Source organism: Nocardia sp. CC227C, from assembly GCF_030767025.1.
GTDB lineage: Bacteria > Actinomycetota > Actinomycetes > Mycobacteriales > Mycobacteriaceae > Nocardia.
The window spans coordinates 486,109-505,441 of sequence record NZ_JASITE010000005.1 but is presented as its reverse complement, the minus strand read 5'-3'; the positions used below and the strand labels follow the sequence as shown (position 1 = coordinate 505,441).

Here is a 19,333-nt window from a genome sequence, read left to right as displayed (position 1 = left end):
TAGGAGGAAGCGGATGTCCGAGGACGCCGAGAAGCGCGAAGCCACCGCGGTGACCGCGCGCAAGACCGTGTCGCTGCCGGTGTCCACCCTGGTGGCCGGGGCCGTGGCGGCGGTGCTCGTCGCCGTGGCCGTGGTGACCACCGGCCTGTGGCTGTCGGCGCGCGGCGACCTCGACGACATCAATGCCGCGAACGCCGCCGAACAGCACGCCGAGCAGGTCGCCACCGATTACGCGGTCGGCGCGTCGAATATCGACTTCGCCGACCTCGGCGCGTGGCAGGGCCGCTTGAAGGCGAACACCACGAGCAAGCTGTCCGAGCAGTTCGACGCGGCCGGGCCGAAGCTGTCCGAGGCGCTCACCGTCCTGAAGTGGACCTCCAGTGCCACCCCCATCGCGGCCAAGGTCACCGGTCGGGACGGCGACGCCTACCTGGTCGATGTCTTCCTCGACGTCACCAGCACCAATGCCCAGAACCCCCAGGGCGTCAAGACCACCGTCACCTACAACGTGACGGTCAACCCCGACGGCTGGGCGATCGCCGACGTCGGCGGCATGGATATGACGCTGCCGCGGAAGTAGGGCCGCGGCAGCGGGGCCGGGCGCTCCTCAGCCCTTGCGCAGGGTGTCCGCCAGCCGGACCGCCAGGGCCACGATCATGAGCGTGGGATTGGCGTGCCCGTTGGTCGGGAACACCGAACTGCCCGCGACATACAGGTTGTCCATCCCGTGCACCCGGCAGTGCGCGTCCACCACGCCGGTGCGCGGATCGGCGGACATGCGGGTCGCGCCGGTGGGGTGCGCCCAGTCGGTGAGTCGCACCGGCTCCGAACTGTTCTCGCGCACCCACCGGTGCAGGTGCGGCGGATCGAAGCCGAGGCGCGCGAATTCACCGGCCGCCAGGGCGGCGGTGCGGCGGACGGTCGCGTCCTCGACGCCGTGGACCTTCCAGTCCACCCGGGCCAGCGGTATGCCGAGCCGGTCCACCTTGTCGCTCAGGGTGACCCGGCTGTCCGGATCGGGTTGCTGCTCGACCATGCAGCGCAGTTCCACCTCGGCGAGTTTGCGCGGCAGTCCGGTGCCGTTGACCACGCGGCGGCGCACCCCCGACAGCAGCAGGCCGGGGTGGGTCGACACGATGCGGGTGTCCCGCATCGTCACCTGCCCCCGCAGCAGGCGCTTGACCGATTCCCAGGGGTCGTCGTCGGTGGGCACCTCCTGAATCCACAGGCCGCAGTTGAGCAGTCCCTCGCGCTCCTGGACGGCCGGGGCGAGGGCGACGCCGTGCAGGAAGGTGTGTTTCCCGCCGCGCCCCTTCACGACGTACTTCCCGAAGCGGTCGCGAACGGCGGCCGAGGTGGCGGGGTCCAGCGTCCCGACCGCCCCGCAGCGGTGGTCGAGCAGATATCTGCCGACCATGTCGTGGCGGTTGCCCAGTCCGGCGGGCACGATGCGGTTGGCGGCCAGCAGCAGGCGCGGATTCTCGATTCCCCCGGCGGCCAGCACGATGTGCCGGGCGACAGCCACGCGTTCGCCGCCGTCGGCGTCGAGGAGCCGCAGCGCCCGCACCCGGGTGCCGTCCGGATCGGTATCGATGTGAGCGACCGTGGCATTCAGGACGACCCGGACATTCGCGGCGGAGATCGCCGGGACGTGTCTGCCGAAACGCTTGCAGTCGAAGGGGTCACCGGGGTCCTTGCTGATCTGCCAGAAGTAGGGGCGCAGCCACCGCCGGTCGAGTTCGGCCGCGGGTGCGGAGCGCCCGGCCAGCGTCCAGAACCGGTCGTCGGTGAACCCGACACCGTGCCCGAGCCCCAGATGTGCGCCCGCCCGCTCCAGATATGGCTCCATCTCGCTCGCGCCGATCGGCCAACCGGAGTCCGGAACCCATTCCCGCCGGGCGAAGTCCAGCTCATCCAGGGGTGCGCAGCGTCCGGCCCAGGTGTGCGAGCTGCCGCCGAGCACCCGGTTGCGGGCGTGGCGGTGCGGTAGCGAGCGCGGCGCACCGACATTGTCGATGTCGTTGAGTTCGTCGGTGTCCGGCTGCTCCGCGCGGCCGCCGCTCTCCAGCACCAGTACCCGCAGCGCTGTCCCCGCCAATTCGGTGGCGATGGTCAACCCGGCCGGTCCGGAGCCGATCACGCAGACATCGGCGGAGAGCTCCTCGTCCCGCAACCCCCGCAGGTCGTCGATACGCACCGGAATGTCCTTCCGATCCCCGCATCCACCCCCGAGACGGACGCGCAGTGACTGTCCGGGCTCATCGTAACCGCTCGATTGCCGCTTCGTGGCCCATCTTTCACCCGGCTCAACAGCCCGGCTGTCCCCGAGTCCCTTTGACGCCCCGCACCACCCGCCCGGTACCATCGGCCCAGCTCAACACCGTGGAGGAGAATCGTGTCCGCGAATCCGACTGCTGCGCAGCTAGTGGCGACCGTCGAGGCGTCCCCGAAGGCGGTGGCCGCCCACGATCGGGCCGCCTGGGTGGACCTGTTCGCGGAAGGCGCGAGCGTGGAGGATCCGGTGGGCTCCCGCCCGCATCGGGGGCGGGCGGCGCTGGAGCGGTTCTACGACACCTTCATCGCACCCAACGACATCGCCTTCGAGGTGGACCACGATGTGGTGTGCGGGATGACGGTGTTCCGCGATCTGACCATCCACACCACCATGTCGACCGGCGTCACGCTGCCGGTGCCGATGCACCTGCGCTACGACGTCGCCGAGGGCGACGGCGGGCTGAGAATCCGTGCCCTGCGCGCGCATTGGGAGCTGCCCGGCATGATCAGGCAACTGCTCGGCGCGGGCGTGCCGGGGTTGACGGCGGGAATGAAGTTGGGGCCGCAGCTGATCGGCAATCAGGGCGTGGGCGGCGCGCTCGGATTCCTGCGGGCGTTCAGCGGCGTGGGCTCCGGCGGCAAGCGGGCGGCGGCGCGCTTCCTCGACGCCGCCGGGCGCGGAGACGCCGCGGGGGTGCGCGCGGTGCTCGCACCGGTGGCGCGGCTGGAATGGCCGGTGGGAGACCGCATGTCGGTCGACGACTTCGCGGTGCGGGCCACCGGGCTACGCTGGCGCAAACTCATCGCGGCGGGCCGCACCGTGACCGCGACGGTCGAGAGCCCCGACGGTCGCGGCGTCGCCGAACTCGATTTCGCCGAGCACGGCACCCGCGTGCAGGCGGCGCGCGTCTACCTGGCGCGCTGAATCACCGCTGCGCGCCCGCGCTGAATCACCGCTGCGCGCCGACGATCTCGTTCACCGCATCGGTGCCGGTGAGGGTGCTGCCGCCGGCCGTGCCGACCACTCTGCCGTGCACCGCGATCAGCCACTGTCCGCAGACGCAGCGCAGATAGCGCACACCACGGTGACCGGTGACGGCGGATGCGGGCGGGGGCCACGAGCAGGAGGGGCAATTCACCCTTCCCATCCTTATCGGAAAATTCCCAGCGAAGATCAGCGACACGCGTCCGTATGCGAACCGTGTTGGGATCCCGCCTCGTTTGTCCGTTCCGCCGAGGGGTTCATCCGCGCCGCCCGCGACTTCCGCTGCGCCGCACCGCCGTCGGCGTCGCACCCCACCAGCGTCGGCAGCAGCGAGTGAAAACCGCCTGTTCCGACAATCCGATCAGCGAGGCCACCTGGCTCATCGGCATATCCGTGGTGGTGAGGTACCGGCGGGCCTCCTCCCGGCGCACCTCGTCGAGAATCGCCGCGAACGAGGTGCCCTCCGCCGCCAGCCGCCGTTGCAGCGTGCGCGGATGCACCGTCAGAAGTCGTGCCACCGCGCCGATTTCGGGTGCGGCGGTGCCGAGCAGCCGCTGTACGGCCGCCCGCACCCGCGGCGCGGTCTCGACGCCCGCACCGCCGGTGAGCTCGGCCAGGAACGCCATGGCGAGCCGGTGCAGGTGCGCGTCCCCACCCGAGAGCGGCCGGGTGGCAAGGCTACTGGGCACGCGCAGCAGCGCGGCCGGGCGCTCGATCCGCACCGGCGCGCCGAAGAACTCCTCGTACACCGGCAGCGGTGCGGCGGGTCGATACGGCAGCTCCACCGAGCGCAGGCCGTACCGCTCCGTCGCCAGCCGTTGCAGGATGGTGTGGTGCACGAAGGCCAGTCCGAGGTCGGTGCCCTGCACCGGGCTCGGCGCGCCGGGTGGCACGCCGTAGCGCAGGGCGATCACCCGCTCATCTCCGTACGGGTCCGGCTCCACCGTCAGGCTCAGCGCGCGGGCGTGCACGAACAGGTAGCGGGCGGTGCAGTTCATGACATCGGCGAGGGTCGGGGAGTTGCCGATGGCCAGGGCCAGCGGGCCGAGCATCGCCAGATCCTGGCGGCGCGAGATGCGCAATCCGAGGTCGGGGCAGCGCAGCCGGTGCGCGGCCAACTCCAGCACCGCGCCCACCGCGTAGTCGGAGACCAGCAGGTCGTCGGTGTCGAGAGCGGCCACGGGCAGCCCGCAGGCGCTGGCGAATTCCTCGGCGTCCCCGCCGAGTTCCGCGACGGTGGCGCGGAAGCCGCGCAGTCCGGCGGATCTGATGACCGACATGTCGTTCAGAATCAAATAGTTGTCGTGCAGAGTCAAGAAGCCCGAGCGGGGCGGCCCCAGACTGGAGATCATGAGTGAGCGCACAGCCGAACGGATCGAGCACCTCGATGTGGTGATCGTGGGCGCGGGACTGTCCGGGATCGGAGCCGCCTACCGGCTGCGGGCCGAGCATCCGGACCGCAGCTACGCCGTCCTCGAGGCGCGCGAGTCACTGGGCGGCACCTGGGATCTGTTCCGCTACCCGGGGATTCGCTCCGATTCGGATATGTTCATCCTCGGCTACCCGTTCAAGCCCTGGCGCGATGCCCAGTCCATTGCCGACGGGCCGTCCATCCTGCGCTACATCACCGAGACCGCCACCGAGAACGGTATCGACCGGCATATCCGCTACGGCGCCAAGGTCATCGCCGCCGCGTGGGACAGCGCCACCGCCCGGTGGACGCTCACCCTCTCCGGACGCGGTGCCGAACGCAGCACGCTCACCTGCGGTTTCCTCTACTCCTGCGCCGGCTACTACGACTACGAGCGCGGCCACGAACCGGAATTCCCCGGCATCGAATCCTTCGCGGGGCGGGTGGTGCACCCGCAGTTCTGGCCGGAGGACCTCGACTACGCCGGGCGGCGGGTCGTGGTGATCGGCAGCGGCGCCACCGCCGTCACCCTGGTTCCGGCCATGGCCGATCAGGCCGAGCGGGTGACCATGCTGCAACGCTCACCGACCTGGATCTCCGCGGTGCCGGGCCGGGACAAGGTGGCCGACCGGCTGCGAGCCCTGCTGCCGCCCGGGCTGGCGCACCGCGTCATCCGCACCAAGAACATTCTGTTCGGCATCGGCTTCTACCAGTACTGCCGCCGTCGCCCGGCGGCCGCGCGCAAGCTGCTCACCGGGCTGACCACGCGCATCCTGAAGGATGAGCGGCTGGTCGCCGAACACTTCACGCCCAGCTACGACCCGTGGGATCAGCGGCTGTGCGCGGTGCCCGACGCCGACTTCTTCAAGGCCATGCGCAAGGGCAAGGCCGAGGTGGTCACCGATCACATCGAAACGTTTGTGCCCGAGGGTGTTCGGCTGCGGTCGGGGCGGGTGCTGGACGCCGATGTGGTGGTCACCGCCACCGGGCTGCGACTGCTCGCCTTCGGCGGCGTCGACCTCACCGTGGACGGCGAGCCGGTGCGGTTGAGCGAACGCTTCGTCTGGCAGGGCACCATGCTCACCGGCGTCCCCAATTTCGCGGTGTGCATCGGCTACACCAATGCCTCCTGGACACTGCGTGCCGACCTCACCTCGCGCCTGGTGTGCAAGGTGCTCTCGTATATGGACCGCAATGGTTTCGCCGCCGTGGCGCCGCGGGCCGACGGTCCGCTCGCCGAGCGTCCGCTGCTGGATCTGGCCTCCGGTTACATTCAGCGCTCCATCGGTGACTTCCCGCGTCAGGGCGACCGGCATCCGTGGCGGGTGCGGCAGAACTATCTGCTCGATGTCGCGACCACTCTGCGCACGGATCTGCGCGGGACGCTGCGACCGCACACGGGGGCGCGGTGCGAGAATCCGTCGTTGTCGGAGCGAGCCGCGCTCAACACGCCGTGAATGCCCGGTAGGCCGGTGATCAGGTTCTTTACGGAACTTGTCGGGTCGTGCGATGCTGGCGCAATCGCATCGCGCGGGAATCCACCGGTGAATGGGGGAGCGGGCACATGGCATTTCGAGGCCGGTATCTGTCCCCGGCGCCCGATCCGGAGCCGCCGCTGACGCCCTGCTGCGCACATGTGACGCTCGACGCCCAATCCCCGCCGCCGTGCCGGAATCGGGTGGCCCGCAATGACACCCGGACGGCGCGCAATGACGCCCGCGCACTGGGCCGGGGGCTGGAACGGGTGGTGCGTGGCGCGCATCCGGAAATTGCCGCGAACGAAGTCGAAGTTTGTTCCGGGGCACGGAATTTCGCATGGCGGACGGTGCGGTTCGCCCTGGAAGTGCTGGATGGTCGCCGATCGGTCGCGCAACTGGGCGCGGTCGCCGATTCCGAGGTGGTGGCGGCCGTGCGAACCCTGGTGGGCGCGCGGCTGGTTCCCGGCCGCGCTCTCGGCGTGGCCGTGCTGACCAGGGTCGATGTGGTGATGGTCGATTCCGCGAAGGCCGAGGTGTGTGCCGCCTACGATCGTGGCGCCCGGCATTTCGCCCTGGCCGCCCACATTGCCCGTGGTCGGCGGGGCTGGCGGATGACCGCATTCCGGGTGCGTTGACCGCGGGCGGCCTCGTGCCCGACTGCTCGGTAATAGCCGAATAGCCTGACGGTTGCGAATTCCAATCGCGCCGGGTTTGAATTCTATCGGTACCGGGCATAATATTTCCGGCGAAAAGCGGCATCAACGTGAAAGGGCAGTCCATGGCGAAGAAAGTCACCGTGACTCTGGTCGACGACTACGACGGCGAATCGAAGGCCGATGAAACCGTCTATTTCTCGCTGGACGGCATGGACTACGAGATCGACCTGTCGCTGAAGAACGCAGGTAAGCTGCGCGGGTCCCTGGAACCGTGGACCGAGAAGGCGCGCAAGGTCGGCCGTTCCAAGCGGAAGGGCACCGGCGGCAAGACCCGCCCCGCGGTGGACCGGGAGGAGAGCACCGCGATCCGCGAGTGGGCGCGGGCCCAGGGCCACCAGGTCTCCTCGCGCGGTCGTATCCCGGCGGAGATCGTCGAGGCATACCACAAGGCGAAGTAATCCGGAAATCCGGAACTCCGGAATTCGGCGGCGCCGGTGATCCTGCGGTGGGTCACCGGCGCTTGCCATATCCCGACAATCGCGTCGATGCGCGCGTGTCCGCTGAATACACACATCCGGGGTGAATCGGCACCCGGGTAGCGGGGCGGTCGCCTCGCGCGCCCTACGGGGTCCGCGCGTGGCAGTCGGCCGCGCGGTCGTCCACCCGGGGCGGGGAGACCGCCCGCAACTCGGTGCGGGCGCGGTCCAGGACGGCGCGGGCCCGGGTGGCATGGGCGAGCGCGGCCTCGTGATCGTCCAGGGCCACCGCCAGGCTCGCCAGGACGGCCTCCACCGGTCCGAACGTCACCACGCCCATCTCCAAGCCGACGATCTTGCCCGCATGCGGTACGAGGTAGTCGTACAGTTCGCGAATGGTGTCCTCGTCGTCGAACTGGATCGCGGCCGCCGCGCGGAAGACCGACATGGTGATGGGGTAGATGCCGTCCTGGGGCGGCTTGGCTCCGTCGTACACCGCGCGCGCCGCGTCGCGGTCGCCGCCGTGCACCAGCGCGATCGCGTAGATGTGCGACATCACGTCCGGCAGCGCCGCGTAGGCGTGCGCGAGCTCGTCGACCACGCCGGACAGATCGGCGCGCGCCCAGGCGAGGGCGACCCGACCGGCCAGCGCGGCCTCGGCGGCATTGGTCAAGCCGGAATGCGTTATGCGCGTCATGAATTCGCTGTACAACTGCTCGGCGCGCGCGAGATCGCCGCGCAGCAGTTCCATACTCGCCGCGGCGCAGCAGGCGATATCGAGCAGCGGCCGCAGCTGTCCCTCGTCGGCGAGTTCGACGGCCAGCGCGGCGTGCCGATCGGCCTCGGCCAGATCACCGGCGGCGAAGGCGCTGCGAAACCGCAGATGATGTGCCACCGCCTGGTACTCGGCGAATCCGGCCGCGGCGGAGACGGTTTCCAGCTCCGTCGTCAGCGCCGCGTGCTCGGGACCGTAGTCGTAATCCATGTAGGTGACCGCATTGACGGCGGCGCAGAGCAACTCGGCATCGCCGAGGGTGCGCGCCGCCGCGAGAGCCTGGGTGCTGAGGTGGTGATAGCTCTCGCGGTTCTCGGCGTCGATTTCGAAGGCCGCCGCCAGCAGCAAGCGCACCCGCTCCGCACCCGAGGCGGAATCCAGGACCCGCCACAGGGCTTCGAAGAAGTGCGCGCTCGACTCCCGCCACTCCCGAATCGGCCAGATGACCGGTGCGCGCCAAGCCGTGAGCGCTCGAATCACCGGCTCGTCGCCGCCGATTCGCTCGGCCAGCCGCAATGCCTCGTCGCGGGCGACGCGGGCCTCGCGCTGACGGCCGTGGTAGGCGAGTGCGGTCACCAGGGCACAGTGCGCGTCGAGCAGCGCGGTGCGGTCGTGATGGTCGGCGTGCTCGGTGCCGTGCCCGGCGAGTTCGTGCAGCTCGATTATCGAGCGCGCCAATTCCACTGCCGTCGAACGCATCCCACGATCCACGCAGTGCCTGGCCGCTGCCCGCACATGCTCGATGGCGTGCCGTGCGGTGTCGGCGCTCGCACCGAGCACGGCATGCCGTGCCAGCAGCAGCGGGTCGACCGGGACGGCGCCGCCCTGCCACCGCCGCTCCATGACCTCGAGCGCCGACCAGTGCATGCGCGCCCGCCGCAGCGACGCGATCCCCTGGTAGACGGCGTCCCGGATCAGGCTGTACCGGAAGCGGATTCGCCCCGCACGATCGGTGTGCACCAGGCCCGCCGATTCGGCGGCCGCCACCATGTCGATGAGCGCGTCCTCGGGCATTCCGGTGGCCGGGCCGAACAGGGCCAACTCCACCCCGTCACCCCAGACCGACAGCTGTTGCAGCACATCGGCGACCCCGGACGGCAGCCGCGCGATGCGGCTGTCGATCAGTTCGCGCACGGCGCCGGGGACGGCGTCGGGATCGCCGCCCGCGGCCAGCAGTCGCGCCGATTCCCGGACGAACAGCGGATTGCCGCCCGTGCGCAGGTACATCCGGTCCAGTGCGGCATCGTCGGGTGCGGTGTATCCCGCGGCCAGCGCGACGGACCGGGTGCCGATCCGGTCCAGGCCGGTGAGTTCCAGCCAGGCGGCGGTGTGCCGGGCCAGGGCGGCCGTGGTGGCGTGGGTGGCGGGGCCGCCCTCGGAGCGCCGCATTGTCACCATGATCAGCACCGGTTCGTCGCGCAGCCAGCTGGTGATCTGGCGCAGCACCTGCAGGGTGGCGGTGTCGGCGCGGTGCAGATCCTCCAGCAGCAGCGCGACCGGCGCCGCGACGCCCGCGCAGAGCTGGGTCACGGTGCGCGACAGGGTGAACGGATCCGTGGCCGGTTCCGGTGCGGCGGTGGCTTCCAGTCCGGCCACGACTTCCGACCAGGCCCAGGCCATGGGTGCGCCGTCCACCTCCGGACAGGCGCCGGCCGCGACCGTCCAGCCGTTGCCGCGCAGCCGGGCCAGCACGGATTCGGCGAAGGTGGTCTTGCCGAATCCCGCCTCCCCGGCCACCCAGGCCAGCCGCAGGCGGCCGTCACGAGCGGCCTCGGCCACCGCGAGCACCTCGGCGAGTTCGCTGGAATAGTCCGTGGCGCACGCTGTCGCACCGCTGTCGCGGTCGACGGCGGTCTCGTCGGTGGCGGCGGCGGTGATCGGCGGCTCGGCGGCTCCGGTCAGATTCGCGGCGTGGTTCAGGATGGCGGTTTCCAGCACACGCAGCCCGGGGCCGGGGTCGACGCCGAATTCCTCGCCGAGAAACTCGCGGCAGCGGCGAATGGTGGCGAGTGCCTCCAATTGCTGACCCAGCTGATACTGCGCGACCGCGAGCAGCCGGGCGATCTCCTCACGCCCGGGGTGGCAGTCGAACAGCTGGCGCAGTTCGATGACCACATCGCCGGGGCGCTGTAGCTCCAATTTCGCCTGCGCGTCCAGTTCGGCCGCGGTCAGGCGCAGATCGGTGAGCCGATTCGCCTCCGCCACCGCCCATTCCGTATCGGTGAACGCTTCCAGTGCCGGACCGTTCCAGCAGGCGAGCGCATTCTCCAGCAGGTGGCTACGGTCGAGGGTGTCGGCGCGCCGATCGGCGTCGTTGAGCAGTTCCTGGTGAGCGCGCAGCAGTTCCTCGAAGTGCCAGGCGTCCACGGCTTCCGGCGGCAGATTCAACGCGTAGCCGGAGGATTCCGAGACGATGAACCTCGACGGTGCGCGGCGGGGGCGATCGGGTTCGAAGAGGCGGCGCAGGTTGTGGATGTGCACCTGGAGAACGGTGGCCGCCTTGGGCGGCGGTGCTCCGGCCCAGAGGTCCTCGATCAGCCGTTCGGTGCTGACGGCCTGACCGCGGGCGACGATCAGGCGGCCGAGGACGGCGCGCTGCATCGGGGTGCCGAGGGGGACTTCGCTTCCGTCGATGGACATGTGCAGGGGGCCGAGCACCCTGACGTGCGGTCCTGCCATCGCCGAAACCCTTCTCGCGCGGGTAGGCGGTACCGGTCGTCCGCCTCAAAAGAGGACTATCATCCCACAAATCGATGACGCCAAACGTATGCTGAATAGTTGCTGAATGGTTATCGCAGTTTCGAGGGCTCGAAATTGCCACGAAAAGGGCGCTGATCAGCCCCGATGGTCTCGAAATGCCGCCCTTGCTATCCGATATGATCGTTTGCCCGTCGAATGATTGCTCGGGTTGCTATGTGAACATGCGTCCAGTTGCCTGCGGTGGCGAGTCGAGCGCATATTTCCCCCGCTCGAGCGGGTTATGACATGCATCACAAGCTCGTGAGTTCGTGAAATCCACGGTGTCCTCCCATCGAAATTCCCCGCCCAATTCCATTCGCGACGCGCCTCGGAATCGGGCTGGAAGTGAATCGGAAGATCGATGGCGAATAATTCCAAGGGGAAGTATTCAGAGGAGGTCCTAGCAATGTTGACGCGATTCGAGTGGCTGACAGGGGGCGAAGTGATGCGGGACCAAGCGATGCCCATGGTGGAACCCGAGATCTCCGGCTTCTACCTGGACCGAGACGGCGATATCTGGGAGCGGCGCAACGAGGGTTGGCGGCTGATCCTGCAGCGTGGCGTGGCCGTCGATCCCGAAGCGCTGTGGGACTGGGCCGAAGGCCACGTCCGCGATTACGCCCCGTTCACCCTCGTGCACGGCGACGCCTACGCCGCGCGCATGGCCGCCGTCGCCTTCCCGACCGCGCGCCCGCAGGACGGCACCTCGCCCTAGCGCTCCCGCCGGGGCTGCGGATGCCGGAGTACGTCGGGTCGCCGCCGCGGGCGCCGGGGTGGCGACGCTGGCTCAGAGGAAGACCTGTGCGGCCAGACCCGCGAGCGCGCCGCCGAGCAGCGGGCCGAGGACCGGGACCCAGGCGTAGGCCCAGTCGGGGTCCTTGCGGTGGGCGGCCTTGCGGTCGGGCAGTTCGCGGTGACCGGTCACGCCGACGGTGAGGTCGGCCGACACGGCCTTGGGCGGCACCTCGGCGGAGTGATGGGTGGGCAGCAGGGCGTAGGCGATGCGGGGGCCGAGGTCGCGGGCCGGGTTGATGGCGTAGCCGGTGGGGCCGCCGAGGGACGCGCCGATGCCGACGACCAGCAGGGCCGCGGCGAGCGGGCCCAGGCCGCTGGGCGTCTTGCCGAAGGCCACGATGACGAAGACCAGTACGAAGGTGGCGATCACCTCGGTGAGGAAGTTCCACGGGTAGGAGCGGATGGCGGGCACCGTGGCGAACACCCCGAGCTTCTTCTCCTCATCGGGTTCGGCGTCGAAGTGCCGTTTGTAGGCGAGGTAGGCCACGCACGCGCCGAGGAACGCGCCCACCAGCTGCCCGCTGAGATAGGCGAGGGTATTGGCGGCGTTCACCGGAACGCCGGGCGCGTATTCGTCGAACCCGGCGAACAGATTGCCGATGGTGACGGCCGGGTTCAAATGGCCGCCGGTCTTGTAGGCGGCATAGACGCCCGCGAAGACGCCCAGTCCCCAACCGAAGGAGATGAGCAGCCAGCCGCCCTCGAAGCCTTTCGACTTGGCTAGCAACACATTGGCGACGACACCGGCACCGAGCAGGATCAGAATGCCTGTGCCTACTGCCTCGCTCGCGAATATCGTGCCGAAATTCATGAACAGAGCCTCCGATACGCGAGGGGGCGCGGACGCGGCCCCGGGTCTGGAATGACCCTATGATTCTCGCTCAGCAAACTCTTGGAAACACACGGGATCATCTCGAATGCGGCATGAGAAATCCCACATTCACCGCGGCGTCCGTGCGCGCCGAAAACGCTTGTGCCGCGCCGGAACCGAGGTTCCGGCGCGGCGGTGCGGGTAGGGGCGAATGGACCCGATCAGCGGGCGGCCACCAGCCGGGCGGCGTTCGCGGACGCGTCGTCGCGGGCCTCGTTGGCGGCCAGTTCGGCGCGCACCCGATCGCAGTAGCGGTTGACCTCGGCCGCGGTGCGCTCGGCGTCCCAACCCAGGTGCGGTGCGACCAGTTCGGCGATCGCGGCGGCGGCGCGCAGTCCGCGGTCGGCCACCTCGATGGAGATGCGGGTGCGGCGGGTCAGGATGTCGTCGAGATGCAGCGCGCCCTCGTGGGTGGCCGAGTAGACGGCCTCCGCGCCGATGTAGTCCTCCGCGCCCGGAATCGGGTGGCGCAGAGCGGGATCGCGGGCGATGAGCTCGAACAGATCCTTGGCCACGGCCCCGTAGCGGCCCAGCAGGTGCTCGACGGTCTCCACCGGCAGGCCCGCGTCCTTGGCGACGCCCGGGATATCGGCGAGCATCTCCTGGTATCCGGCCGCGCCGAGCAGCGGCAGGTGTTCGGTCACCGAGTCGGCGACGCCGCTGCCGAGCCCCTCGACCGCGGCGTTCACCACGTCGGCGGCCATCACCCGGTAGGTGGTGTACTTGCCGCCCGCGATGACGAACAGGCCCGGCACCGGCTCGGCCACCGCGTGCTCACGCGACAGCTTGGAGGTATCCGACGACGCGCCCGACAGCAGCGGCCGCAGCCCGGCGTAGGTGCCGACGATGTCGTCCTCGGTCAGCGGTTCCTTCAGCAGGGAGTTGACATGGTCGAGGATGTAGCGCACGTCCGCGGCGCTGGCCGCCGGATGGTCCTTGTCGAAGGCCCAGTCGGTGTCGGTGGTGCCGATGATCCAGTGCTGCTCCCACGGGATCACGAACAGCACGCTCTTCTCGGTGCGCATGATGATGCCGGTGTTCATGTTCAGCCGCTCGCGCGGCACCATGATGTGCACGCCCTTGGACATGCGCACGTGGAACGGGAAGTCCACGCCGGTCATCTTGTTCATCTCGTCGGTCCACACGCCGGTGGCCGAGATGACGCTGCGGGCGCGCACGTTGTACTCGCGGCCGGTCTCCAGATCCATGACGGTCGCGCCGATCACGCGCTGCCCCTCGCGCAGCAGGCCGGTCACCCGGGTGCGGGTGAGCACGGTCGCGCCGTGCTTGGCGGCGGTGCGGGCCAGCATCATGACGTAGCGGGCGTCGTCGACCTGGGCGTCGTAGTAGCGGATCGCGCCGGTGAGCGCGTCGTCCTTGAGCGCCGGGGCCAATTCCAGTGCGCCGGAACGAGACAGGTGCTTGTGCATGGGCACCGCCCGGGCGCCGCCGAGGGTGTCGTAGAGCGCGACGCCCGCGCCGATGTAGGCGCGCTCCCAGACCCGGTGCTGGAGCGGGAACAGGAACGAGACCGGGTGCACCAGATGCGGCGCGATCTTGTTCAGCAGCAGTCCGCGTTCCTTCAGAGCCTCGCGCACCAGCGCGAAGTCGAGCTGTTCCAGGTAGCGCAGGCCGCCGTGGATGAGCTTGCTGGAGCGGCTGGAGGTACCGGCCGCCCAGTCGCGGGCCTCCACCAGGGTGACGTTCAGGCCGCGGGCGGCGGCGTCCAGCGCGGCCCCGGCGCCGACGATGCCGCCGCCGACTACGAGGACGTCGATCTCGGTGTCCTCCAGGTGCGCGATGGCGTCGTCGCGGTAGGCGCGATCCAAGCGTGCAGACACGGGAATCTCCTTGTTCTCCAGGGTGATAAGTCTTGTGGGGCCGGGATCAATCGTCGAGATCGACCCAGTCGAGGGTGCGCGCAACGGCCTTCTTCCAACGGCCGTAACCTTTTTCGCGCTGCTCCTCGGACCAGGTCGGTTCCCAGCGCTTGTCCTCGTGCCAGTTGTGGACGAGTTCGTCGGTGCTGCTCCAGAATCCGACCGCCAGCCCGGCGGCGTAGGCCGCGCCGAGCGCGGTGGTCTCCCGAACCACGGGGCGCGACACCGGAACTCCGAGAATGTCGGACTGCAACCGCATGCACAGTTCGTTGGCGGTGATGCCGCCGTCCACCCGCAGGGTGTCGAGCTTGACCCCGGAGTCGGCCTCCATCGCCTCCACCACGTCGCGGGTCTGATAGCCGATGGCCTCCAGGGTGGCCCTGGCGATGTGGGCATTGGTGCTGTAGCGCGACAGGCCGACGATGATGCCGCGGGCGTCGGAGCGCCAGTAGGGCGCGAACAGGCCGGAGAAGGCGGGCACGAACACCACGCCGCCGGTGTCGGCCACCTGACTGGCGAGCAGTTCGCTCTGGGTGGCCCCACCGATGATGCCGAGCTGGTCACGCAGCCACTGCACGGCCGAGCCGGTGACGGCGATGGAGCCCTCCAGCGCGTACACCGGCGCTTCGTCGCCGAAACGGTAGGCCACGGTGGTGAGCAGCCCGTGCCGGGAGCGCACGATATCGGTACCGGTGTTGAGCAGCAGGAAGTTTCCGGTGCCGTAGGTGTTCTTGGCCTCGCCGGGCCGGAAGCACACCTGTCCCACGGTGGCGGCCTGCTGATCGCCGAGGATGCCGGTGAGCGGCACCGCGCCCTTGAACGGGCCGTCGGGGTTGGTGAGCCCGAACATCTCCGGATTCGACGACGGCGCGATGGTCGGCAGCATGGCGCGCGGCACCCCGAACACGGCGAGCAGTTCCTCGTCCCAGTCCAGGGTTTCCAGGTCCATGAGCATGGTGCGGGAGGCATTGGTGGGGTCGGTGACGTGCACGCCGCCGTGGATGCCGCCGGTGAGATTCCACAGCAGCCAGGTGTCCGGGGTGCCGAACAGTGCGTCACCGCGCTCGGCGTCCTCTCGCACGCCCGGGATGTTCTCCAGAATCCACTGCAGCTTGCCGCCGGAGAAGTAGGTGGCGGGCGGCAGGCCGGTCTTGCGGCGGATGAGATCGCCGTGGGTGCGGTCGAGTTCGGCCGCGACGCGGTCGGTGCGGGTGTCCTGCCAGACGATGGCGTTGCAGTAGGGGCGGCCGGTGCGCCGGTCCCACACGATGGTGGTCTCGCGCTGATTGGTGATGCCGACCGCGGCCAGGTCGGCGGCGCTGAGATTCGAGGAGGTCAGCACGGTCTTGACCACCGTGCGCGTGCGCTCCCAGATCTCGGCCGGATTGTGCTCGACCCACCCCGCGCGCGGCATGATCTGCTCGTGCTCGAGCTGGTGACGGGCAACCTCGTTGCCATCGTGGTCGAAGACCATGAAACGAGTGCTCGTCGTTCCCTGGTCGATGGCTCCGATGTATCGGCTCATCGTGTCCCTTTCGAAAGGCTCACCTTTGAGCCCGTCGTATGCCCTGTGGACGCGGGTGGCGGCCACGTTCGACCTCGAATCTACGAGTCGATGAGTGCGCTCAACAGTGGACGCGTTCGACAATGTCGAACGTTTCGGTGGCTGCTCGGTCACAGGTGTCGTTACTGTCCGGCGAATTCCGCAGCGGCTAGGTTCGTGAGGTGCCGGGTCCCATCCAGTCCATCGAGCGCGCCGCCGCCGTGCTCCGCCTGCTGGCCCGCGGCTCCGGGCGCATGGGCGTCGGCGAGATCGCGGCGGCGCTCGGACTGGCCAAGCCGACGGCGCACGGGATCCTGCGCACCCTGCAGGGTGTCGGCTTCGTGGACCAGGATCCGGCCACCGGCAAATACTTCCTTGGTGCGGCGCTGGACCAGCTCGGCGGCGGCTACCTGGACGCGAACGAATTGCGCTCGCGCGCCATCAACTGGGCCGACGCCCTGGCGGCGCGCACCGGGGAAGCGGTGCGCATCGCCGCGCCCCAGTACGGTGCGGTGGTGGTCGTGCACCACGTCTTCCGCCCCGACAACACCGAACAGGCGCTGGCACTGGGGGAGTCGCTGCCGCCGCACGCCACCGCCCTGGGCAAGGTGCTGCTCGCCTACGACGCGGACCTGGCCGCCGGCCTGCGCGGCGCGACCCTGACCGCGTCGACCTACCGCACCATCACCGACCGCAACACGCTGAACCGGGCCCTGTCCGAGGTGCGCAGCACCGGCTGGGCGGGTGAGATGGAGGAGTTCCACACCGGTGAGGCGGGCATCGCGGCCCCCATCCGCTCGCGCGGCGGCCTGGTGGTCGGCGCGATCGGCATCTCCGGCCCCATGGACCGGCTCTGCGACGCCCGGTCGCACCCGCGCCGCCCGCTGGTCGACCGCGTACGCGAAGCGGCGCACGCGGTGTCACGGGATCTCGGTGCGGCGCAGTGATATTCGAACCGAACCTCGGGAGCCGGTAATGACGCAACGGTATGTGCTGGCCATCGACCAGGGCACCACATCGACCAGGTGCATCCTGTTCGACCAGCGCGCCCGACTGGCCGGAGTGGCCCAGCGCGAGCATCGGCAGCACTACCCTCGCCCCGGCTGGGTGGAGCAGGACGCACAGGAGATCTGGCGCAATGTCGAGCGCATAGTGCCTGCCGCCCTGCGGAATTCGGGCATCGAGATCGACCAGGTGGCGGCCGTGGGCATCGCCAATCAGCGCGAGACCACCGTGGTGTGGGACCGCCGTACCGGGGTCCCCATCGGCAGGGCCATCGTCTGGCAGGACGTGCGAACCGAGCCGGTGGTGCGAGAACTCGCGGAATCGCCCGGGGCGCAGCGTGTCCGTGAGCTGTGCGGCCTCCCGCTGGCGACCTACTTCGCCGCTCCCCGGCTGCGCTGGCTGCTCGACACGGTGCCCGGTCTGCGGGCGCGCGCCGACCGCGGCGAGGTGCTGTTCGGCACCATGGAGACCTGGCTCATCTGGAATCTGACCGGCGGCGAGCACGTCACCGACGTCACGAACGCGGGCCGCACCCTGCTGATGAATCTCGACACCCTGGCCTGGGACGACGAGCTGCTGCGTTTCTTCGACATCCCGAAGGCGATGCTGCCGCGCATCGAACCCTCCACCGGATCGTTCGGCACCGCTCGAAAAGTCCTGCCGGGCATACGCATAGCCGCTGCGTTGGGCGACCAGCACGCGGCCCTGTTCGGCCAGACCTGCTTCGTGCCCGGGGAAACCGAGTGCACCTACGGCACCGGCGGCTTCCTGATGATGAACACCGGCCGAGAGCTGGTCCGCTCCCAGCACGGACTGCTGACGACCATCGGCTATCAGGTCGGCAAGGAGCCGGTGTACGCCCTGGAGGGCCCCATCGCCGTCACCGGCTCTCTGGTCCAATGGGTGCGCGACAATATCGGCCTGATCGGCTCCGCCCCCGAAATCGAAACCCTCGCCCGCACCGTGGAGGACAACGGCGGCTGCTACCTGGTCCCCGCCTTCTCCGGCCTGTACGCCCCCCACTGGCGCAGCGACGCCCGCGGCCTGCTGATCGGTCTCACCTCCTACGTCACCAAGGGTCACATAGCCCGAGCGGTCCTGGAGGCGACCGCATGGCAGACCCGCGACGTGGTCGAGGCGATGAACGCGGATTCCGGCCTGCACGCCGAATCCCTCCGGGTAGCAGGCGGAATGACATCCGACAACCTGCTCATGCAGACCATCGCCGACGTACTCGACATCCCCGTACAGCGCCCGATAGTCGCCGAAACCGTATCCCTCGGAGCCGCCTACGCGGCCGGGCTGGCAGTGGGGTATTGGCCGGATCTGGAAGGGCTGCGCAGCAATTGGCGGGTAGCGGCGCAGTGGATTCCCGCCATGGAAGCCGGATTGCGGGAGGCCGAATACGAGAATTGGCGGCGAGCCGTCGAGCTGACATTCGGATGGTTTCGAGACAAGAGCTGAACGTACGAATAGGACATTTCGGGGAACCCGCTACCCCGGACTCCGACCCCGCCCCCACCGCCAGCCCGCCCGCCGGAATCGCAGCCCCCGGCTACCGTCATGTCCATGCAACTGCACGTCGGATGCGCAATGTGGACCCACCCGGCCTGGCGCGACCACCAACCCGTCCCGTCCCGCCGCCTCCACAGCTACGCGACCTGGTGCAATGCGGTAGAGGGCAACACCACCTTCTATGCCACGCCCGCCCGCAAATCCGTGGAGCAGTGGGCCGACCAGACGGCCCCCGACTTCCGCTTCGTCCTCAAACTTCCGAAGACCGTCACTCACGAACGCCGCCTGCACGGGGCCGAGCAGGAGCTACGGGCCTTCCTGGACGCCGTGGCACCCCTCGGCCCACGCTTGCACGCACTCTGGGTCCAGCTTCCAGGCTCGTTCGGTCCGAACGACCTCGGCACACTCGCGCGCTTCCTGCGTACCCTCCCCGGCCGCTGTGCGGTGGAGGTCCGGCATCCGGCCTTCTTCAGCGACGAGCGAGCCGCGCGGCAACTGGAACGCGCCCTGGCGACCGTCGACGCCGAATGGATACCTTTCGACACCGCAGTGCTTTTCGACGGCCCCGCCACCAGTCCCGCCGAGTACGAGGCGCGGTCGAAGAAGCCGAACCTGCCGCGCCGCACCACGGCGCTCACCGAGTTCCCGATCGTGCGCTACCACGGCCGCGACGACGACGCCCGCACCATCGCCGGTTGGCGGCGCTGGGCGGATATCGCGGCGGAGTGGTTGCGGGAGGGGCGATCTCCGACGGTCTTCATCCACACTCCCGACAATGCGAGTTCGCTGCCGCTGGCACGCGCGTTCCACGAAGAGGTGCGCACCCGCGTCCCGGAGCTGCCCGCACTGCCCGAGCCCGAGCAGACGGAGCCCATGACGCTGTTCTGAGCCGCAAGCCGCGAGCCGCAAGCCGCGAGCCGCCCTCCGGTT

General features: G+C 69.4%; 16 protein-coding genes. 9 read left to right on the top strand and 7 right to left on the bottom strand.

Going from position 1 to position 19,333, the window contains the following annotated elements; all coding sequences use genetic code 11:
• The first annotated feature begins 13 nt into the window (after nucleotides 1-13).
• Entirely contained in the window at nucleotides 14-580 is a 567-nt protein-coding gene (locus tag QMO76_RS13385; RefSeq protein ID WP_306361571.1) for a hypothetical protein, read from the top strand.
• 27 nt (nucleotides 581-607) lie between these two features.
• Here the strand turns inward: QMO76_RS13385 and QMO76_RS13380 are convergent, their stop codons facing one another.
• The gene (locus tag QMO76_RS13380) at nucleotides 608-2,197 is read right to left on the bottom strand and encodes a GMC oxidoreductase (protein WP_306361570.1); all 1,590 of its coding nucleotides are present in this window, start codon (nucleotides 2,195-2,197) and stop codon (nucleotides 608-610) included.
• A gap of 198 nt (nucleotides 2,198-2,395) precedes the next feature.
• On the opposite strand from QMO76_RS13380, the gene QMO76_RS13375 reads away from it, so the two are divergent.
• Nucleotides 2,396-3,199: a nuclear transport factor 2 family protein gene (locus tag QMO76_RS13375; RefSeq protein ID WP_306361569.1), complete on the top strand. Its 804-nt coding sequence runs from the start codon at nucleotides 2,396-2,398 to the stop codon at nucleotides 3,197-3,199.
• A 25-nt stretch (nucleotides 3,200-3,224) separates the two neighbouring features.
• Here the strand turns inward: QMO76_RS13375 and QMO76_RS13370 are convergent, their stop codons facing one another.
• Entirely contained in the window at nucleotides 3,225-3,413 is a 189-nt protein-coding gene (locus tag QMO76_RS13370) for a hypothetical protein (RefSeq protein ID WP_306361568.1), read from the bottom strand.
• 103 nt (nucleotides 3,414-3,516) lie between these two features.
• Nucleotides 3,517-4,539 carry an AraC family transcriptional regulator gene (locus QMO76_RS13365; protein WP_306361567.1) on the bottom strand — a complete coding sequence of 341 codons (1,023 nt, stop codon included), beginning with the start codon at nucleotides 4,537-4,539 and terminating at the stop codon, nucleotides 3,517-3,519.
• A 70-nt stretch (nucleotides 4,540-4,609) separates the two neighbouring features.
• Here QMO76_RS13365 and QMO76_RS13360 point away from each other — a divergent pair, with 70 nt between their 5' ends.
• The 3 genes from QMO76_RS13360 to QMO76_RS13350 all read left to right on the top strand — a co-directional run bounded on the left by QMO76_RS13360 (nucleotide 4,610) and on the right by QMO76_RS13350 (nucleotide 7,262).
• On the top strand, nucleotides 4,610-6,127 hold the full coding sequence (locus tag QMO76_RS13360; protein ID WP_306361566.1) for an NAD(P)/FAD-dependent oxidoreductase: 1,518 nt from the start codon (nucleotides 4,610-4,612) through the stop codon (nucleotides 6,125-6,127).
• Nucleotides 6,128-6,234: 107 nt separating this feature from the next.
• Nucleotides 6,235-6,783, top strand: a complete 549-nt coding sequence (locus QMO76_RS13355) for an Rv3235 family protein (protein WP_306361565.1) — start codon at nucleotides 6,235-6,237, stop codon at nucleotides 6,781-6,783.
• Between the two features lie 143 nt (nucleotides 6,784-6,926).
• Complete coding sequence (locus QMO76_RS13350; protein ID WP_306361564.1) at nucleotides 6,927-7,262, top strand: Lsr2 family protein; 336 nt, start codon at nucleotides 6,927-6,929, stop codon at nucleotides 7,260-7,262.
• Nucleotides 7,263-7,425: 163 nt separating this feature from the next.
• Here the strand turns inward: QMO76_RS13350 and QMO76_RS13345 are convergent, their stop codons facing one another.
• Nucleotides 7,426-10,734 (bottom strand): BTAD domain-containing putative transcriptional regulator, encoded by a 3,309-nt coding sequence (locus QMO76_RS13345; protein ID WP_306361563.1) that lies wholly within the window; start codon nucleotides 10,732-10,734, stop codon nucleotides 7,426-7,428.
• 505 nt (nucleotides 10,735-11,239) lie between these two features.
• Here QMO76_RS13345 and QMO76_RS13340 point away from each other — a divergent pair.
• Nucleotides 11,240-11,509 (top strand): hypothetical protein, encoded by a 270-nt coding sequence (locus QMO76_RS13340; RefSeq protein ID WP_306361562.1) that lies wholly within the window; start codon nucleotides 11,240-11,242, stop codon nucleotides 11,507-11,509.
• 72 nt (nucleotides 11,510-11,581) lie between these two features.
• Here QMO76_RS13340 and QMO76_RS13335 read toward each other — a convergent pair whose 3' ends face one another.
• The 3 genes from QMO76_RS13335 to glpK (QMO76_RS13325) all read right to left on the bottom strand — a co-directional run bounded on the left by QMO76_RS13335 (nucleotide 11,582) and on the right by glpK (QMO76_RS13325) (nucleotide 15,865).
• Nucleotides 11,582-12,400, bottom strand: coding sequence for an MIP/aquaporin family protein (locus tag QMO76_RS13335; RefSeq protein WP_306361561.1), 819 nt, complete (start codon nucleotides 12,398-12,400; stop codon nucleotides 11,582-11,584).
• A 221-nt stretch (nucleotides 12,401-12,621) separates the two neighbouring features.
• Nucleotides 12,622-14,301 carry a glycerol-3-phosphate dehydrogenase gene (glpD, locus tag QMO76_RS13330; protein WP_306361560.1) on the bottom strand — a complete coding sequence of 560 codons (1,680 nt, stop codon included), beginning with the start codon at nucleotides 14,299-14,301 and terminating at the stop codon, nucleotides 12,622-12,624.
• Nucleotides 14,302-14,347: 46 nt separating this feature from the next.
• Nucleotides 14,348-15,865, bottom strand: coding sequence for a glycerol kinase GlpK (gene glpK / locus QMO76_RS13325; protein ID WP_306361559.1), 1,518 nt, complete (start codon nucleotides 15,863-15,865; stop codon nucleotides 14,348-14,350).
• A 200-nt stretch (nucleotides 15,866-16,065) separates the two neighbouring features.
• On the opposite strand from glpK (QMO76_RS13325), the gene QMO76_RS13320 reads away from it, so the two are divergent.
• The 3 genes from QMO76_RS13320 (at nucleotide 16,066) to QMO76_RS13310 (ending at nucleotide 19,291) form a co-directional block, all read left to right on the top strand.
• Nucleotides 16,066-16,830, top strand: a complete 765-nt coding sequence (locus QMO76_RS13320) for an IclR family transcriptional regulator (protein WP_306361558.1) — start codon at nucleotides 16,066-16,068, stop codon at nucleotides 16,828-16,830.
• A 28-nt stretch (nucleotides 16,831-16,858) separates the two neighbouring features.
• Nucleotides 16,859-18,352, top strand: coding sequence for a glycerol kinase GlpK (gene glpK, locus QMO76_RS13315; protein ID WP_306361557.1), 1,494 nt, complete (start codon nucleotides 16,859-16,861; stop codon nucleotides 18,350-18,352).
• Nucleotides 18,353-18,457: 105 nt separating this feature from the next.
• A complete protein-coding gene (locus QMO76_RS13310; protein ID WP_306361556.1) occupies nucleotides 18,458-19,291 on the top strand; it encodes a DUF72 domain-containing protein in 834 nt (277 codons plus the stop codon).
• The last annotated feature ends 42 nt before the right edge of the window (nucleotides 19,292-19,333 follow it).

Bases quoted from the DNA above. Each gene is read 5' to 3' on its own strand.
- QMO76_RS13385 (WP_306361571.1), top strand. From the start codon at position 14: ATGTCCGAGGACGCCGAGAAGCGCGAAGCCACCGCGGTGACCGCGCGC.
- QMO76_RS13365 (WP_306361567.1), bottom strand. From the start codon at position 4,539: ATGTCGGTCATCAGATCCGCCGGACTGCGCGGCTTCCGCGCCACCGTC.
- QMO76_RS13360 (WP_306361566.1), top strand. From the start codon at position 4,610: ATGAGTGAGCGCACAGCCGAACGGATCGAGCACCTCGATGTGGTGATC.
- QMO76_RS13355 (WP_306361565.1), top strand. From the start codon at position 6,235: ATGGCATTTCGAGGCCGGTATCTGTCCCCGGCGCCCGATCCGGAGCCG.
- QMO76_RS13350 (WP_306361564.1), top strand. From the start codon at position 6,927: ATGGCGAAGAAAGTCACCGTGACTCTGGTCGACGACTACGACGGCGAA.
- QMO76_RS13345 (WP_306361563.1), bottom strand. From the start codon at position 10,734: ATGGCAGGACCGCACGTCAGGGTGCTCGGCCCCCTGCACATGTCCATC.
- QMO76_RS13340 (WP_306361562.1), top strand. From the start codon at position 11,240: ATGCGGGACCAAGCGATGCCCATGGTGGAACCCGAGATCTCCGGCTTC.
- QMO76_RS13335 (WP_306361561.1), bottom strand. From the start codon at position 12,400: ATGAATTTCGGCACGATATTCGCGAGCGAGGCAGTAGGCACAGGCATT.
- glpK (WP_306361559.1), bottom strand. From the start codon at position 15,865: ATGAGCCGATACATCGGAGCCATCGACCAGGGAACGACGAGCACTCGT.
- glpK (WP_306361557.1), top strand. From the start codon at position 16,859: ATGACGCAACGGTATGTGCTGGCCATCGACCAGGGCACCACATCGACC.
- QMO76_RS13310 (WP_306361556.1), top strand. From the start codon at position 18,458: ATGCAACTGCACGTCGGATGCGCAATGTGGACCCACCCGGCCTGGCGC.